A 17,003-nucleotide genomic window follows, 5' to 3' on the forward strand; every position below is an offset into this window, starting at 1 on the left:
TCGAGCTGAATTTCAGACGTGTCTGCGCTTCTCGGCCTCGTAATCGGCAAACATGTCGGCGACGCAACGGCTGCCTTTTCGGGCGGAATTATCCCCTGCGTGTATTGCCTGCGGAGCCTCTGCAAGTTCGCCGCGCCGACGCGCCGCGTCCCAGAGGCGCAACGCCTCGCGAACCACTTCACTGCCGGACGCGTAAAGGCCGGAATCGACGGCCGCGCGAATGCCGGCAGCCTGTTGCGGAGAGATGGAAACGGTTACCATCGGCATGATATTCCTCCCTTTTCTGTTCTTGGTTCAGAACCCTTGCTGGGAGACACACAACCGTCGTGTCATGAGTCGGGCGATTTTTCGCCAATGCATCGATCGATGCGCAGCGCTGCATAAGCGCCAGCCGTTCAGAACGGCGAGGCCCGAAAGATACTGCCGCTCACGTTTGTTGTCAAAAAGTAAGCCTGTGTGAGCACTTCACTTCTTTGCGTCCAGCCCTGGAAAACAGGTCCGTTTGGCAATTTCCGAGCGAAATTGCGATCGAACGGCGCGATGTTTTTTATTGATTGATGGATCAATCAAAAATAGAATGCGCATACTCGAGGACAAGAGATGCCGAAGATCGGAATGGAACCTGTGCGCCGCAAGGCGCTTGTGGACGCCGCGCTGCGCGTGATCGGCGATCACGGCTCGCTCAGCGTAACCATGTCCGAAATCGCCCGGCAGGCCGGCGTTTCCGCTGCGCTGGCGCATCACTATTTCGGCAGCAAGGAACAGCTGCTGATCGAAACCATCCGCTCCCTTCTACGCCGATTGCGCGACGATGCTGTGATGGCGCTGAAGGCTGCAGACACGCCGCGAGAGAAGATTTCCGCCATTATCCGCGTCAGTTTCCAGGCCGATCAGTTCGCGCCCGAGACGATCGCCGCATGGCTTGCCTTTTATGCCGAGGCGCAGCGGTCGGAAGAGACGCGGCGCTTCCTCGTCATCTATGCCCGGCGCCTCCGCTCCAACCTGCTGGCTAGCCTCAAAGCGCTCTGCCCCCTAGATGCCGCAGAACGCATTGCGGAAGGCGCAGCGGCGATGATCGACGGGCTCTATATCCGCCAGAGTCTGAAATCGGCGCCGATCAGCATCGAAGCCTCGATCGGACTGACGGAGGATTATGTGACCGCGCTTCTTGCCCGCCCTTATTCTTCTCCCCCGAGGGAGAAGGGACCACTGCCTCAAGCCATCCAAGGACAAGTGACATGAAAGCCCAGCCGAAAGCCTCCCACTTCATCGACGGGGAATATGTCGAGGATACTGCAGGCACAGTCATCGAAAGCATCTATCCCGCGACCGGGGAGATCATTGCCCGCTTGCATGCAGCAACGCCTGATATCGTCGAAAAGGCGATCGCGTCAGCCAAGCGCGCCCAGCCGGAATGGGCGGCAATGAGCCCGACGGCGCGCGGACGCATCCTGAAGCGCGCGGCTGACATCATGCGCGAGCGCAACCGCGAACTTTCCGAGCTTGAGACGCTGGATACCGGCAAGCCGATCCAGGAAACCATTGTTGCCGATCCGACATCGGGCGCCGACAGCTTCGAATTCTTCGGCGGCGTCGCCGCTGCGGGTCTCAACGGCTCCTACATCCCGCTCGGTGGCGATTTTGCCTATACCAAGCGCGTGCCGCTCGGGGTTTGCGTCGGGATCGGCGCCTGGAACTATCCCCAGCAGATCGCCTGCTGGAAGGGCGCGCCGGCGCTGATCGCGGGCAACGCGATGGTATTCAAGCCTTCGGAGAATACGCCGCTCGGCGCCCTGAAGATCGCCGAAATCCTGATTGAAGCCGGCCTGCCCAAGGGCCTCTACAATGTTATCCAGGGTGACCGCGATACCGGGCCGCTTCTCGTCAACCATCCTGACGTCGCCAAGGTGTCGCTGACCGGCTCGGTGCCGACTGGCCGGCGGGTTGCCGCCGCTGCCGCAGGTCAGCTCAAGCACGTCACCATGGAACTCGGCGGCAAGTCGCCGCTGATCGTCTTTGACGATGCCGATGTCGACAGCGCCATCGGCGGCGCGATGCTCGGCAATTTCTACTCGACCGGCCAGGTCTGCTCGAACGGCACCCGCGTCTTCGTGCATGGCAGGATCAAGGGCGAATTCCTCAAGCGATTGAAGGCTCGCACCGATGCGATGGTCATCGGCGACCCCATGGACGAGGCGACGCAGATCGGCCCTATGGTCTCCTGGGCGCAGCGCGAGAAGGTGATCTCCTATATCGAGAAGGGCAAGGCCGAAGGCGCAACGCTGATTTCGGGCGGCGGTATCCCGAACAACGTCTCCGGCGAGGGCTATTATGTGCAGCCGACCGTCTTCGCGGATGTCACCGACGACATGACGATCGCGCGGGAAGAAATCTTCGGGCCTGTCATGTGCGTGCTCGATTTCGAAGACGAGGCCGAGGTCATCGCTCGCGCCAACGCCACCGAATTCGGCCTCTCCGGCGGTGTCTTCACCGCGGATCTCACCCGCGCCCATCGCGTCGTCGACCAGCTAGAAGCCGGCACGCTCTGGATCAACACCTACAATCTCTGCCCGGTCGAAATCCCCTTCGGCGGCTCCAAGCAATCCGGCTTCGGCCGCGAGAATTCGCTTGCCGCGCTGGAGCATTATTCCGAGCTGAAGACGGTCTATGTCGGCATGGGGCCGGTGGTGGCGCCGTATTGAGATGAGGATGATTGGGCGATTACCGCTTCGGCAGCTTACCCTGTCGCTTCAGCACTTCGCGAAGCGGTACATCGGGCGCCTTTGTCTTCGCCGGTCTCAACGCTTTCTGGTCGGCAAGCGAGAGCCGGCGGTCGCTCTCAATCGCGTCTTCGTCGCCCATAGCGTTCGCGGCTACCTTGGCAGCATGCCGGCCACGCCGGTTGGACTGAGCCTTGAACAAGGGAATGTTCTTTCGAGATGACTTACTGTTTTCGCCATAGTCGTTGCGACCATCCCGATCCAGAGACAATAGTTTGTCTCGGGGCGGCGATCGACTTTCGCGGGTTTTCTGGTCGCTCATTTTTTTGCAGCCGTTCCTCGGACTACCAGATCATCAAGATCGACATAAAGGGCCGCCGACGATGAATTTGACGAGTTAGAAAATAGCTATTCGCAATACAACTATCATTAGCTGCATCCCGCAAACTGGCCAGAGAAAAAACCATGCAAGCAGACTTCATCATCATCGGTTCCGGTTCGGCCGGCTCGGCCATGGCCTATCGTCTGTCAGAGGATCCGGGCAATACGGTTATCGTCATCGAGGCGGGCGGGTCCGATTTCGGACCGTTCATCCAGATGCCGGCAGCGCTTGCCTGGCCGATGAGCATGAAGCGCTACAACTGGGGTTATCTCTCCGAGCCGGAGCCAAATCTCAACAACCGGCGCATCACCGCGCCGCGCGGCAAGGTGATCGGCGGGTCGTCGTCAATCAACGGCATGGTCTATGTGCGTGGCCATTCGGGAGACTTCAACCGCTGGGAAGAGCTCGGCGCGCGCGGCTGGGGCTATGCTGACGTGCTGCCCTACTTCAAGCGGATGGAACATAGCCATGGCGGCGAGGAAGGCTGGCGCGGGACCGACGGGCCATTGCATGTCCAGCGCGGCGTCTTCACGAACCCGCTGTTCCACGCCTTCGTCGAGGCCGGCAAGCAGGCCGGGTTCGAGACGACGGAAGACTACAACGGCTCCAAGCAGGAGGGCTTCGGCCTGATGGAGCAGACGATCTATGGCGGCAAGCGCTGGTCTGCGGCAAGCGCCTATCTGAAGCCTGCCCTCAAGCGCTCCAATATCGGTCTCGTCAACGGATTTGCTCGCAGGATCATCATCGAAGACGGCCGCGCGACGGGCGTAGAGATCGAGCGCGGAGGCAAGATCGAGATCATCAAGGCGCATCGCGAAGTCATCGTCTCGGCCTCCTCCTTCAACTCGCCGAAACTGCTGATGCTGTCGGGCATCGGGCCGGGCGCACATCTGAAGGACATGGGGATCGAGGTGAAGCTCGACCGCCCCGGTGTCGGTGCCAATCTCCAGGACCATATGGAATTCTATTTCCAGCAGGTCTCCACCAAGCCGGTCTCGCTCTATTCCTGGCTGCCCTGGTTCTGGCAGGGCGTTGCGGGCGCACAGTGGATGTTCACAAAATCCGGCCTCGGCACGTCGAACCAGTTCGAGGCCTGCGCTTTCCTGCGCTCGGCGCCGGGCCTCAAGCAGCCGGATATCCAGTACCACTTCCTACCCGTCGCCATCAGTTACGACGGCAAGGCGGCGGCAAAGAGCCACGGCTTCCAGGTGCATGTCGGCTACAACCTGTCGAAATCGCGCGGCAACGTCACCCTGCGCTCCTCTGACCCGAAGGCCGATCCGGTGATCCGGTTCAACTATATGAGCCATCCGGAAGACTGGGAGAAATTCCGCCGCTGTGTGCGGCTAACCCGCGAAATCTTCAGCCAGCAGGCCTTCGACGACTATCGTGGCCCGGAGATCCAGCCCGGCGTGCGCATCCAGACGGATGCCGAGATCGACACATTCCTGCGCGAGCACCTGGAAAGCGCCTACCATCCCTGCGGCACCTGCAGGATGGGCGCCAAGGACGACCCGATGGCCGTTGTTGATCCGGAAACTCGCGTAATCGGCGTCGACGGCCTGCGCGTTGCGGACAGTTCGATCTTCCCGCATGTCACCTACGGCAACCTCAACGGCCCTTCCATCATGACCGGCGAGAAGGCGGCGGATCATATTCTGGGGCGTAAGATGGCAAGGTCCAATCAGGAACCCTGGGTCAATCCGCGCTGGGCGGTGAGTGATCGGTAGTCACAACCTGCCCATCTCACAACCCGCAGCAAGGAAGCCGTGCAAATCCGATAATATAAGGTTGCATAAAATTCGTTATGCAATCCTGTATTGCATTTCCAAGAGAGATTCCGTACGTTTTTCATAGTGATTCAAGGGCTTCTCACTATGAAAAAACTTCGCTCAACCATGAGTTTGACAGACTTCGTTTCGGCGCTGGAAGAGTGGAAGACTATCTGGCGTCGAAAAGGGGGGAGACGTAACGTTGCCCATCGACGTCATGCCCGCAATCTGATCAGAAAACATACCCAGCTTTACAAGAAAGCAACGGGCCATGTCGATTTGCCTCGGCTTGACCGTAGCTTCGGGGATGAACACGCGTGGCTCGAAACCCCGCCGGAGCGCACGATGCTCTTGATCGCGCCGCCCGGTTCGAACGATGACAGCGATGATGGTTTCTCCGACTCACAGATGCGACGGCGGGTACGCCGTCTCGTCAAAGAGAACCTTAGCGCCGGTTCGTCAACCGTGCTCGATCTCGTCAACGCCGGAAACGCGAAGAACAAGCGATTGCCCTCCGTCGCCGTAGCCGCGAATCGCAAATCTGGCATGCGTGGCCTTTTTCTGGAAGCACTAGGGGCTGCCATCCTGCCCGAACTTTCTCTGGCCGATGTAGAAGCACTGGAAGCTTCAGGTGCGGTAGTCCTTGAAAATACATTGATCTCGCTGACTGATCCGGTGGAGGAAATCTCGTCCGACAGCAAAAACGGCTGGCATCTTCCGGTCATCAACGTCGCGGCAGCGCGGGAGAAAAAGCTGAACGGCTCTGGCGCGATCATCGGCATACTCGACACAGGTATCGACGCGTCGCATCCCGAATTCAAGGGCAAGAAAATCGATTTCCGCGCCTTCGAACCCAATGGTTCCCCATCGCGCTTCGTTTCACAACCGCTCGACTTCCATTCGCACGGCACGCACGTCTCGGCCATCTGTGCTGGCGCGACTGTCGGGGTCGCCCCCGATGCGGAGATCGCGGTCGCCGCAGTTCTGACTAAGCGCGATGCGCAGGGACGAATGTGCGGCTACACCAACCAGATCGTTGCCGGCATCAACTGGTTGGCTCGTCAGGCTGGCAGCAGGGGCTCTGGCGTCGACATCATCAATGCCTCGCTCGGAGGCAGCAATATCGAACGGAAATACTATTCGGTCTACAACGTCTACCGATCCCGCGGTCTGCTAACCATTGCCGCGATCGGCAACGATGGCCATATGGGGATCGGCTATCACGGTTCGCCCGGGAAGTTCAACTGCGTGATCGGCGTCGGCGCCTCCGACGTGAACCACCACGTCGCACCCTTCAGCGCTTGGGGACCTAGCTACGGCAACACGACGATTAGCGCCTTCAAGCCTGATCTCGTCGCACCCGGCGTCAATATTCACAGCGCCCTGCCGAATGCGCTTTACGGACCGATGAGCGGCACGTCCCAAGCCTGTCCACAGGTCTCCGGCGCTGCGGCGCTGCTCATCCAGCAGGATCCCTCTTTGCGCCGAAACGCCGACAGGCTCGCAAACAGATTGTTGGCTTTAACTTGCGTTTTACCATCCAGCCCGCATAATGCCGATGTGCGCCGCTTCGGCTACGGGCGGCTGGATCTTGCCAGTATTTAGCGTAAAGGCTAAATTAGATCCTTTGAAAGGACTTTGAAAATGCTCAGTCCAGAGGTCAGGCAGGTTGTTGAGGAGTCGAGACCGACGGAGGACGTCGCGTTCCTCGTCTCGATCGAATCGGATGACGCGCTCGCACGCGCCGCCCGCATTTCGGATATGGTCGTGCGTAACGATTTCCTCGACGGCGAATTTCACCAGATGAAGCAGCCATTTGTCGCGAGTCTGGCCAAATATGAGGATGACGGAATGCGCATCATCGACGAACTCGATGGAACGCCGCAGCTTATAGTCGCCGCTCCTGCGAAGATTTGGCGCAGGATGATCCGCGAAGACATCGCGATGCTTTCCGATCCACGGCTTGAGCTCTGCCTGAACGAGGCGGATTGGCATCTGGAGGCTTGAGGCGCAGAGGGCTTGGCGCTCTGTCAGCCCCAAACATCATCTGGGCTTTTTCGCAACTGAGAGGAACGGCTTTTAATTCCTTTGGGAAATGGAGTAGAGCAAAGTGCGAGCATCAGCCGGCTCGCGCTTTGACCCGTCACATACCTTCGAATATCCGCCATGCCTCCTTCCTATCGTAAGTCCAAGCTCCTTCGTCGTTCCCGTGTCTTCCGGGGCTCGTTCAATCTCTGGAAACCGCGGCTCGTATTCTGGACGGGAGCGCTGGCGATCGGGGTGATCAGCGTCGGCTTTGCCAAGCTTGCGGATATGGCGCAGAAGGCATTTTCTGGTGTCACGACCTCGGGCGAATGGGGTTTTCTGCTGCCTGTCATCATCACGCCGCTCGGCTTCGTGCTGTCGGCATGGCTGGCGATGACGGTGTTTCCGAACTCGCAAGGGAGCGGCATTCCGCAGGCGATCGCGGCGCGGCATCTGCATGATGAAGGTGACCGGACGCGGCTTCTGTCGCTGCGCCTCGCCTTCGGCAAGATCGTCCTGACCATATTGGGTCTGCTTTGCGGCGCCTCGATCGGGCGTGAAGGGCCGACCGTCCAGGTCGGCGCATCCTTCATGCTGGCGGTCGCCCGTTTCGGAGGCATGGCGCAGGCACGTGGACTGATCCTGGCAGGTTCGGCAGCCGGCATTGCGGCCGCGTTCAACACGCCTCTCGCCGGCATCGTCTTTGCCATCGAGGAAATGAGCAGAACCTATGAATCGCGCGCCAACGGGCTGGTTCTGACGGCCGTCATCCTCTCCGGCCTCGCAGCGCTTGGCCTCTCCGGCAGCTACAATTACTTCGGCACGGCGTCGGCAGCACCGGTGCATCTCGCCGATTGGGGTCTCGTCCTTGTTTGCGGGGTTGGCGGCGGCATGCTGGGCGCCGCCTTCAGCGGCTTTGCGCTACATTTCGGCATGCGAATACGTCGCTGGGCGCAACCACAGCCGCTGAAGCGCATGCTTCTGCTCGCCGGCGCCTGTGGCCTCGTGGTGGCAATGGTCGGCGTCGTTTCCGGCGGCAATACGTTCGGAACAGGTTATGAGCAGGCGCGCGGCGCCGTCGAGGGGCACGCCCTGCCCCTGCTCTTCTTCCTGGAAAAGCTGCTCGCCAGCTTCCTGTCGATGATATCGGGCATCCCCGGCGGCATATTTGCGCCCTCGCTAGCCGTCGGCGCCGGCTTCGGCAGCACGGTCGGCTACTTCTTCGGGACCAGCATCGCCCTTGCGGCCATTCTCGGCATGGCCGGCTATTTCGCAGGCGTGGTCCAGGCGCCGATGACCGCCTTCGTCATCATCCTCGAAATGACTGGCGACCATCAGGCAGTCATCCCGATCATGGCGGTTTCGATGATCGGCTATGTCACCTCGCGCATCCTGTCGCGCGAGCCGCTCTATCACGGCCTGTCGCGCAACTTCATCGCCGCAGCGATCCGGGCGCGGCGTGCGATGGAAAAGGGGCCGGCTGAGGGGCGCGCGGCGCACTGACTGTCGCCCTTGATATCGGCATCTAAACAGGCTCGCCGGCCGGATCAGGCAAGAAGCCTGGTGACCTGAGCGCTTTCGGGCTCGGAAACGGCATCGGCGATCGTGGTCGAAAACAGGACCCTGCGCGTCGCCTCAGCTACCTTGGCGAATACGTGGCGGATCTCGCAGTTCTGCTCGCCGTCGCAATCGTCGCACTGCCGGTAGGCCGTTATCGACAGGCAAGGCAATGGTGCGATCGGCCCGTCCATGATCCGCAGGACCTCGCCGAACGTGATCTCGTCAGGCGCTTTCAAAAGCAGATAACCGCCCTGCTTGCCGCGCCGGCTGGCGACGATGCCCTGATGTTTCAAGTCGAGGAGGATCTGCTCGAGGAACTTCTTCGGTATGTTCTGCTGAACGGCGATCTCGGAAATCATCTTCGGCTCGCCTCGTTCTGCCTGAGCCAAAGCCGAAAGCGCCCGCAGCGCATATTTTGCCTTCTGGGTGATCATATCGAACCGTCTACACACACGCACGATGCGACCTGGGCACCGTTCCGGAAATTTGCCTGTTCTCTATCGCACGTCCAGCATGAACGGAGTTTGAACGGGTATGAAAAGTCTTTGGAAGATAAGAGCTTTATTGCTGTTTCTCACCTTCGGATGATTGCGCTCAAGTGTACGCCAAAAATTGCGATTTCGCATCTTTCCGGTCATCACTTCGGATTTCCATTTGACAAGCAGCGTGTAACACTACTATTTCTATAGACATTGAAGCAAGACGCATTCATCGCGATGGATGAGCGCTTGCCCTTCAAGCCCCAAACGCCCCGGATAATCGATTCCGGCGGCGGCTTTTCTGTTTGGGCGCCGGTTGAGTAGAGATATTTGCTCCTCAGCCCGCTCTTTAGAAATCGCTTTTTCTGTCCGCAACCGCTCGCAGCTGCAATACTCCGGGCCAATATCAGGACAGGACTATCCATGACTGCCATCAATCCAATTGAAGATGCCTCCTCGCTGAACGACCGGCTAGCAGCCCTCGACCTGGCCGGTAGGCTGTCGCTCGTCGCCAGCCTTGGCGTCCGCGCCGTCTTCACGACCTCGCTCGGGATCGAGGATCAGGTGATCACAGCCGAGATCGGCAACCATCGCCTCCCGATCGATATCGCCACGCTCCAGACCGGCCGTCTTTTTCCCGAGACGCTGGCCCTGATCGACGAAACGGAAAATCAGTACGACATCCGTATCCAGCGCTATGAGCCCGAGAAGGCCGATATCGACGCCTATGCCGCTAAGTATGGCCTCAACGGCTTTTACGAAAGTGTCGAAGCCAGGCATGCCTGTTGTGGCGTGCGCAAGCTGAAGCCGCTTGCGCGGGCGCTCTCTGGGGCGACCATATGGATCACCGGCCTGCGCCGCGGCCAGTCCTCTAACCGTGCGGACACACCCTTTGCGGAATATGACGCTGAACGTCATCTCCTGAAGATCAATCCGCTTGCCGATTGGGACATCGACGCGATCAAGGCTTACGTCGCCGACAACAGTGTTCCGATCAACCCGCTGCATGCCCGTGGCTACCCCTCGATCGGCTGCGAGCCCTGCACCCGAGCCGTCAAGCCGGGCGAGCCAGAGAGAGCCGGCCGCTGGTGGTGGGAGCAGGATGAAAAGCGCGAATGCGGACTGCACGTAGCCGAGGAAGCAGCCGCGGTGGCTGCGCAATAACCGAATACTCGGTTTCCAGATCAACAGGCGGCCATCATCGCTCCCTGGAAGCCGGCACTGACATTCCTTGCGGGTAGCCGCGTAAACGATCGAAAGTCTGGAGTATTACATGCCCGATACCCGTCCGGATACGGAGCTCAGCAATCCGCAGAGTGCCAAGCCGCCGCTTGATCCCCATCTGAAAGCGCTGGAAAACGAAGCGATCCATATTTTCCGTGAGGTCGCCGCGGAATTCGAGCGACCGGTCATGCTCTATTCGATCGGCAAGGACAGTTCGGTGCTGCTGCATCTGGCGCGCAAAGCCTTCTATCCCGGTCGCGTCCCTTTCCCACTGCTGCATGTGAACACCGGCTGGAAATTCCGCGAGATGATCGCGTTTCGCGATGAAATCGCAAAGAAGTATGATCTCGACCTGATCGAGCACATCAATCCGCGTGGTGCTGCAGAAAACATTACGCCCTTTACGCATGGTTCGGCAGCCTTCACCGACATCATGAAGACGCAGAGCCTGCGCCAGGCGCTCGATGCCGGCCAGTTCGACGCGGCTTTCGGCGGCGCACGGCGCGACGAGGAAGCAAGCCGCGCCAAGGAGCGCATCTATTCGTTCCGCACGCCGGATCATCGCTGGGACCCGCGCAACCAGCGCCCCGAGCTTTGGGACATCTACAACGGCATGATCCGCAAGGGCGAAAGCGTTCGCGCCTTCCCGCTGTCCAACTGGACCGAGGTCGACATCTGGCGCTACATCCAGGCCGAGGACATTCCGCTCGTGCCGCTCTACTACGCCAAGAAGCGGCCTTACGTGGAACGCGACGGGATGATGATCCTGGCGGAAGACCCGCGGCTTGAATTGCTGCCCGGCGAGGTCAAGCAGGAAGGCATGATCCGCTTCCGCACGCTCGGCGACTTCCCGCTGACGGGCGCCATTCCCTCCCAGGCAACAACCCTCGAAGAGGTGATTGCCGAACTTGAAATTGCAACCGTGTCCGAACGCCAGGGACGCGCCATCGACCGCGACCAGTCCGGCTCCATGGAAAAGAAGAAGCGCGAAGGATATTTCTAAGATGACCGCAGCAACATCAGTCAACGCCGTCGCCCTTCCCGTCGGAGAGCCTGCGGCCGCTGCCGAGCCGGCGAAGGCTCTGCGCGACTCCCGGCCGTTGCGCCTCATCACCTGCGGCAGCGTCGACGACGGAAAGTCGACCCTTATCGGTCGCCTGCTCTGGGACACCAAGGCTGTCAAGGAAGACCAAGCCGCGACGCTCAAGCGCGACTCGACAGGCAAGCAGAACGATCTTGGCCTGCCCGACTTCGCGCTGCTGCTCGACGGCCTGCAGGCGGAGCGCGAACAGGGCATCACCATCGATGTCGCCTATCGCTATTTCTCGACCGACAAGCGCTCCTTCATCGTCGCCGACACGCCCGGCCATGAGCAATATACCCGCAACATGGCGACCGGCGCCTCGACCGCCGATCTCGCCATCCTGCTCGTCGATGCCCGCGCCGGCATTCTGGAGCAGACGCGCCGCCATGCGACGATCGCATCGCTGCTCGGCATCAAGCAGTTCGTGCTTGCGGTCAACAAGATCGACCTGACGAACTACGATCGCGCCGGCTTCGAGAAGATCACTCACGAATTCCGCGAATTCGCGCTCTCGCTCGGCGTCAAGCAGATCACCGCGATCCCGATGTCGGCGCTGAAGGGCGAGAACGTCGTCTATTCCGGCCAGGCGGCCATGCCCTGGTATACCGGCCCGACGCTGGTCGAGACGCTGGAACTGGCAACGACACGCTCGTCGCAGACGGTTGGTTTCCGCCTCTCCGTCCAGCGCGTATCGCGCCCGGGCGAAAGCTTCCGCGGCTATCAGGGCACGGTTGCCGGTGGCTCCGTCAAGCCCGGCGACAGCGTCATGATCCTGCCGTCGGGCATGGTCGCCAACGTCTCCAAGATCGTCACCTTCGATCTGGTGCGCAATGCAGCCGTTGCCGGCGACGCGATCACGCTCGTGCTTGACCGCCAGGTGGACGTGTCGCGCGGCGACATGATCGTTTCGATCGACAGCCAGCCGCAGACCGGCCTGTCCTTCGATGCGCAGATCGTGGCATTGCAGCCTGAAGGTATCGAGGGCGGCAAGCGCTACTGGCTGAAGAGCGGTAGCCGCCGCCAGCGCGTGCAGGTCCAGCCCCTCGCCCAGCTTGAGTTAAAGACCGGCGCCTGGGCGCCGTCGCAGCGGCTCTACATGAACGCGATCGGCAAGGTTCGCCTTTCCTTCGATGAAGCCGCGATCTTCGATCCCTACGAGCAGAACCGTTCGACGGGTGCGTTCATCCTGATCGACCCGGACACCAACAACACGGTGGCTGGCGGCATGATCACTGCCAAGCGCTCGGAACTCGGCGGCCTGCACAATGGCGAAGCCCGCGTGATCCTCTCGCTGCCGGCCGATCTCGCCGACCAGATCATGGCTAGCGAACTCTTCGCTAGCCGCCGCCACGAAGCCGAAGTGCGCCGCATGACGGCAGCGGAAGCTGCCGACCTGTGGTCGAACGCGGCAAGCGATATCTGAAAACTGCCAGATACAAGACATGAGAAAGGGGCCAAACTGGCCCCTTTCTCATAGGCAATCAATAAGGCCAACCCAGCGCCCTATTGGTTGATTTCCGGTTCGACGAGCCGTGCCAGGTTTTTCAGCGACTCCTGCCAGCCGAGATAGCAGGCCTCGGCAGGAATGAGATCGGGGACGCCGGCCTGCGTGATGTTCACCTCGGTGCCAACAGAGACCTTCTTCAGGATGACGGTGACTTCCATTTCGCCGGGCAGATTCGGGTCGTCGAACACATCCGTGTAGCGCAGGCGCTCGCCTGGGACGAGTTCCTTGTATTCGCCGCCGAATGCGTGACTTCCGCCCGTCGTAAAGTTGCGGAAGGACATCCTGAACTTGCCGCCGACGGCTGCTTCCAGATTATGCACGGTGCAGACAAAGCCGTTCGGGGGAAGCCACTTCGCAAGCGCGTCCGCCTCGATGAATGCGCGATAGACCTTCTCCGGGCTTGTTGCCAGAACCCGATGCAAACGTATGGTACTCGGCATGGTCATGATCCTTCTGAGTTGGTGGAGTAGACGCACCTAGGACGAAAGCGATTCAGACAATCCGACATCGGGTCCATCTATTTGTCGCACACGGTACCTTTTCAACGAGATGGCTGTCTATCGGTGAGGGCTATGACACAACTTTGGGCGGCCACAGATGACGCCCTGCCTCCGACATATGGGCGGAGCCAAATAAAAAAGGGCCAGCCCAAGGCCGACCCTTTTCCTTTTCCGGAGCTTGAACGACTTATCGTGTCGCCGGAACTGCGTCTTCCTGCTCCTCGTCCGTGCGGCCCGAGAAATAATTGGCGATCAGTGCGCCTGAGATATTGTGCCAGACGCTGAAAATGGCGCTCGGAACGGCAGCGATGGGCGAGAAATAGGCCGTGGCAAGGGCTGCACCCAGGCCGCTGTTCTGCATTCCGACCTCGATCGCCAATGCCTTGCGCTTGGTCAGGTTCAGGCCGAAGAGCTTGGCTGCGAAGTAGCCGAACAAATAGCCGAAGCCATTGTGCAGAACGACGATCGCAAAGATCAGCAGGCCCGATTGAGCGATCGCGCCCTTGCTGGCGCCGACGACGGCGGCGACGATCAGCACGATGCCGACGACGCTGATGATCGGCAACAGCGGCATGGCGCCCTTGACCACGCCGGGAATGAGCTTCTGGAAGATGAAGCCGAGCGCCAGCGGCAGCAGGATGACCTGTACGATGCTGATGAACATCGACATCGGATCGACCGGAAGATACTGGCTCGCAAACATCCAGACGAGGAACGGGGTAACGATCGGGGCTGCGAGCGTCGTGACGCTGGTGCAGGCCACGCTCAATGCGACGTCACCCTTGGCGAGATAGGTCATGACGTTGCTCGAAGTTCCGCCCGGGCAGCACCCAACCAGAATGACGCCGGCTGCGACTTCGGGCGGCATTGGAATGATCCTGGTCAGGATGACGGCAATCGTCGGCATGATGAGGAAGTGAGCGAAGACGCCGATCGCGACCTCGAACGGGCGCTTCACCAACTCGCGAAAGTCATCGACAGACAGCGTCAGGCCCATGCCGAACATGATGATGCCGAGCAGCCATACGATATAAGGTGCGACCTGCTTGAACGTGGCTGGAAAAAAGAAACCGAGAACGGCAAACAGAATAACCCAGATCGCGAATGTCTTGCCGACAAACGCGGAGAAAGATGCGACAGCCTTCACTTGACTCCCCCTGAAAACGTTAACGAAGTCGCTCTACGCCCGGGAAAACGGGGATTCAAGCATTAACATGAGGGTATCGTCATTTTTCGCCGGATAAGGAAGTTGCTGCCAATCCACGCGTCGTTCCGCGTTCCATTACGGTAAAGCCGAGCTCGATCTTGCCCTCGGCGACCTCGTCATCCTGCATCGCATTCACCAGCATATCGGCGGCACGGTGGCCGATCTCATAGCGCGGGACATGCACCGTCGTCAGTCCCGGATGGATCGACGACGCGAAGTCCAGATCGTTGAAGCCGCAGATGCCGATCTCTTCAGGCACCCGAATCCCACGACGCTGACATTCGAAGAGTACGCCGAGCGCAAGATCATCATTGTGGCAAAGGACGCCGTCGATATCGGGGGCCTGGGCGAACAGGCGCTCGAAAAGGCTGCAGCCGAGGCCGACGCTGGTCGCGCTTGGTTCATTGATGATCAGCGAAGGGTCGAAAAGACCGACCTCCCGCATCACCTCCTCGTAACCCACCTGACGCTGGCGGGCCCGCACATCCATGCGGCCGCCGAGAAGCGCGATGCGGCGATAGTTCCTGTCAAGCATGAAGCGGACGGCGCTCTCTGCCGCCACGCGATGCCTGATGCCGACGGCAAGGGAGTTCGGCTGTTGGCTGAGATCGACGATATGCACGATCGGACAGGGCGCGCGATTGGCAAGCAGTTCGATCTCCTCATAGCGTTCCACACCTATCAGTATAAGCCCGGCAGGCTTCTGGGCGAGGAATGCCCGAATGCTGTTCACTTCTTCTTCGGGTTCGTAGCGCGTATTGGCATATTGAATGCGAAGATCGGTCGGCCGCAACCGCTCCTCGATCCCTAGCATGACGCTGCTGAAAAGCTGCTGGTTGAGCGCGGGGAGAAGGACGCCAACGACACCATTGTTACAGCTGGCAAGAGCTCGCGCTGCCAGATCGGGTATATAACCCATCTGTTCGATCGCCTCGAGAATGGTCTGCCGCAGTTCCGGGGAGACTTTGTTCGGGTTGCGTAATGCACGCGACACGGTGATAGCGCTTACACCGACCTTATTCGCCACATCGCGGAGCTTTACGCGCTCCTTGCGATTTCTTCTCTGTTTCGGCCCCACGCCCATGCTCTTTCCCGGCGCCCCATGGAGACGCCGCCGACGCTCCGACTTCTACTGGACCGCATGACCATTCGAATCGGGCGCACCCCTACTTGCACATTTTAGAAATGACTTGAGCCCGGACTAAAGTCCAAACATGTAACCCACACAAATCTGCCTCACGCACTTGTCTACGTTCAACGCGAAAAATAGATCACACAATGGACGAAAAATTGCGTGGGCGAGACAATTTTCCAGCATTCGCGCGCCTTTGCTCGTCAAAGTCAGCTTCGCTGAATGTTTCGCGGACAAACAAAATGTGTTGGCACTGGGGCGTGAGTTAGGTTTCTCCCCGGGCTTTGACACTGGCGTTTCACATACTGCCTGCTATACAATCCACCTATGATGTCGGAACGAGTCCTTAAGATTGCAGCCTGGGGTTATGTCATCGCGCTGGTCGCGCTGACACTGGCGCATCTCAATCTTCAGGCCGAGATCGGTAATCCTTTCAACGTGTACAGGATCGTCGCGCTTTGCGTGGCCGGTATGTTGGCGCGGATTGCCTATCCATTCGCACCATCGGGCGCGTGCCTGATGATGATCGCCGGCGTCTTCGGCCTCGGGGTGGCGCACCTCTTTGCCAACGGCACTTATGGATATCCGCTGGATATCATCGCAAACATGGCTGCCGGCCTATGGGGTGTCCTGCTGGGTGCGGGAATTAACCGGATGCGGATGTCCTCGGATGGCAAGCGAAGCCTGTTGCAATAGTCAACCGTGTCGCGCCGCATCGATCGAAGCCGAGGTCAGATAGAAAAAGCAGTATCCCGCGTCGCGTTACGGGAGGGCACTATGCAAGTTCGTGAATGGCATATCGGCCTTGCGGTCGTCGTTGCGGCCGTGGCTTTCTACGTCGCACTCATGGTGCCGATGAGCGGCCAGGCGCCGCAGCGCGGCATGCAGCCGCCACAACATTCAGCACAGAAATAGCTAAGATTACGAAAGGCCGGCTGACCGGTCTTTCTGCCAAACTCTTTCATTTCCATTTTACTGCGGACAATTGGAGGACGCGGCAGGATTGTTTGCCTGGTCCTGCTTCATGGCGGTCGTGTTCTTGTTGGTGACCATGCCGTTGCAATCCTGGGACTTGCCTCCGCCACTGGGCGAACCATTGCCACTGTTCATGTCATTCGATGTGCTGCCTGTCGTACTCGAATCTGTCCCACTGGTCCCATTGGCTCCATTTCCGTTGTCGCCGCTGGTGCTGGAACCGGACTGGCCGGTGCCCTGCCCGGAACCACCGGCGCCTGAACCGCTGGTGCCCGAGCTCTGGGCCATCGCAGCGGTTGCCATGCCGACGGATAGCGCGGATACAGCAAGAATTTTCAAAAACATAGGGTTTCTCCTATCATTGTCCTGGGGGCTTACGACAGGCTAACTTCCGCCTCCGCGGGATGTTCCTAATTTTCCTGAATCGAAGAGAAGC

Annotated in this window: 18 protein-coding genes; 11 read left to right on the forward strand and 7 right to left on the reverse strand. The window is 59.7% G+C overall.

Translation table 11 applies throughout. The annotated features are described in order from the left end of the window. Window positions 1-12: 12 nt before the first annotated feature. Complete coding sequence (locus EV561_RS03990) at window positions 13-267, reverse strand: type II toxin-antitoxin system ParD family antitoxin (protein ID WP_132517792.1); 255 nt, start codon at window positions 265-267, stop codon at window positions 13-15. 333 nt (window positions 268-600) lie between these two features. Here EV561_RS03990 and betI point away from each other — a divergent pair, with 333 nt between their 5' ends. Beyond that, window positions 601-1,242, forward strand: a complete 642-nt coding sequence (gene betI / locus EV561_RS03995) for a transcriptional regulator BetI (protein ID WP_132517794.1) — start codon at window positions 601-603, stop codon at window positions 1,240-1,242. Beyond that, the gene (betB, locus tag EV561_RS04000; protein ID WP_132517796.1) at window positions 1,239-2,702 is read left to right on the forward strand and encodes a betaine-aldehyde dehydrogenase; all 1,464 of its coding nucleotides are present in this window, start codon (window positions 1,239-1,241) and stop codon (window positions 2,700-2,702) included. Before betI ends, betB begins: the two co-directional genes overlap by 4 nt. Window positions 2,703-2,721: 19 nt before the next feature. On the opposite strand, the gene EV561_RS37545 is transcribed toward betB, so the two are convergent. Continuing rightward, entirely contained in the window at window positions 2,722-3,042 is a 321-nt protein-coding gene (locus tag EV561_RS37545; RefSeq protein WP_132517798.1) for a hypothetical protein, read from the reverse strand. Window positions 3,043-3,185: 143 nt separating this feature from the next. Between EV561_RS37545 and betA the strand changes: the two genes are divergently transcribed. The 4 genes from betA (at window position 3,186) to EV561_RS04025 (ending at window position 8,402) form a co-directional block, all read left to right on the forward strand. Further along, entirely contained in the window at window positions 3,186-4,832 is a 1,647-nt protein-coding gene (betA, locus tag EV561_RS04010; protein WP_132517800.1) for a choline dehydrogenase, read from the forward strand. Window positions 4,833-4,922: 90 nt separating this feature from the next. Further along, window positions 4,923-6,479: a S8 family serine peptidase gene (locus EV561_RS04015; protein WP_132517802.1), complete on the forward strand. Its 1,557-nt coding sequence runs from the start codon at window positions 4,923-4,925 to the stop codon at window positions 6,477-6,479. Between the two features lie 39 nt (window positions 6,480-6,518). Next, a complete protein-coding gene (locus EV561_RS04020) occupies window positions 6,519-6,881 on the forward strand; it encodes a hypothetical protein (RefSeq protein ID WP_132517804.1) in 363 nt (120 codons plus the stop codon). Window positions 6,882-7,040: 159 nt separating this feature from the next. Beyond that, a complete protein-coding gene (locus EV561_RS04025; protein ID WP_132517806.1) occupies window positions 7,041-8,402 on the forward strand; it encodes a chloride channel protein in 1,362 nt (453 codons plus the stop codon). Between the two features lie 44 nt (window positions 8,403-8,446). On the opposite strand, the gene EV561_RS04030 is transcribed toward EV561_RS04025, so the two are convergent. Then, window positions 8,447-8,893, reverse strand: a complete 447-nt coding sequence (locus EV561_RS04030; RefSeq protein WP_132517808.1) for an Rrf2 family transcriptional regulator — start codon at window positions 8,891-8,893, stop codon at window positions 8,447-8,449. Window positions 8,894-9,361: 468 nt separating this feature from the next. On the opposite strand from EV561_RS04030, the gene EV561_RS04035 reads away from it, so the two are divergent. The 3 genes from EV561_RS04035 (at window position 9,362) to cysN (ending at window position 12,669) form a co-directional block, all read left to right on the forward strand. Then, complete coding sequence (locus EV561_RS04035) at window positions 9,362-10,102, forward strand: phosphoadenylyl-sulfate reductase (RefSeq protein ID WP_132517810.1); 741 nt, start codon at window positions 9,362-9,364, stop codon at window positions 10,100-10,102. 109 nt (window positions 10,103-10,211) lie between these two features. Next, window positions 10,212-11,165, forward strand: coding sequence for a sulfate adenylyltransferase subunit CysD (cysD, locus tag EV561_RS04040; protein ID WP_132517812.1), 954 nt, complete (start codon window positions 10,212-10,214; stop codon window positions 11,163-11,165). A 1-nt stretch (window position 11,166) separates the two neighbouring features. Next, window positions 11,167-12,669, forward strand: a complete 1,503-nt coding sequence (cysN, locus tag EV561_RS04045; protein WP_132517814.1) for a sulfate adenylyltransferase subunit CysN — start codon at window positions 11,167-11,169, stop codon at window positions 12,667-12,669. Between the two features lie 80 nt (window positions 12,670-12,749). Here the strand turns inward: cysN and EV561_RS04050 are convergent, their stop codons facing one another. The 3 genes from EV561_RS04050 to EV561_RS04060 all read right to left on the reverse strand — a co-directional run bounded on the left by EV561_RS04050 (window position 12,750) and on the right by EV561_RS04060 (window position 15,544). Further along, window positions 12,750-13,193 carry an SRPBCC family protein gene (locus tag EV561_RS04050; RefSeq protein ID WP_132517816.1) on the reverse strand — a complete coding sequence of 148 codons (444 nt, stop codon included), beginning with the start codon at window positions 13,191-13,193 and terminating at the stop codon, window positions 12,750-12,752. Between the two features lie 247 nt (window positions 13,194-13,440). Further along, window positions 13,441-14,400: a bile acid:sodium symporter family protein gene (locus EV561_RS04055; protein ID WP_132517818.1), complete on the reverse strand. Its 960-nt coding sequence runs from the start codon at window positions 14,398-14,400 to the stop codon at window positions 13,441-13,443. Between the two features lie 79 nt (window positions 14,401-14,479). Next, window positions 14,480-15,544 carry a LacI family DNA-binding transcriptional regulator gene (locus tag EV561_RS04060; RefSeq protein ID WP_132517820.1) on the reverse strand — a complete coding sequence of 355 codons (1,065 nt, stop codon included), beginning with the start codon at window positions 15,542-15,544 and terminating at the stop codon, window positions 14,480-14,482. Between the two features lie 375 nt (window positions 15,545-15,919). Between EV561_RS04060 and EV561_RS04065 the strand changes: the two genes are divergently transcribed. Continuing rightward, window positions 15,920-16,288, forward strand: coding sequence for a hypothetical protein (locus EV561_RS04065; RefSeq protein WP_245512580.1), 369 nt, complete (start codon window positions 15,920-15,922; stop codon window positions 16,286-16,288). Window positions 16,289-16,369: 81 nt separating this feature from the next. Beyond that, the gene (locus tag EV561_RS37065; RefSeq protein WP_165927745.1) at window positions 16,370-16,507 is read left to right on the forward strand and encodes a hypothetical protein; all 138 of its coding nucleotides are present in this window, start codon (window positions 16,370-16,372) and stop codon (window positions 16,505-16,507) included. Window positions 16,508-16,564: 57 nt separating this feature from the next. Here the strand turns inward: EV561_RS37065 and EV561_RS04070 are convergent, their stop codons facing one another. Beyond that, window positions 16,565-16,912, reverse strand: coding sequence for an oxidoreductase (locus EV561_RS04070; RefSeq protein ID WP_132517822.1), 348 nt, complete (start codon window positions 16,910-16,912; stop codon window positions 16,565-16,567). Between the last annotated feature and the right edge of the window lie 91 nt (window positions 16,913-17,003).

It is taken from the genome of Rhizobium sp. BK376, from assembly GCF_004341625.1.
GTDB lineage: Bacteria > Pseudomonadota > Alphaproteobacteria > Rhizobiales > Rhizobiaceae > Rhizobium.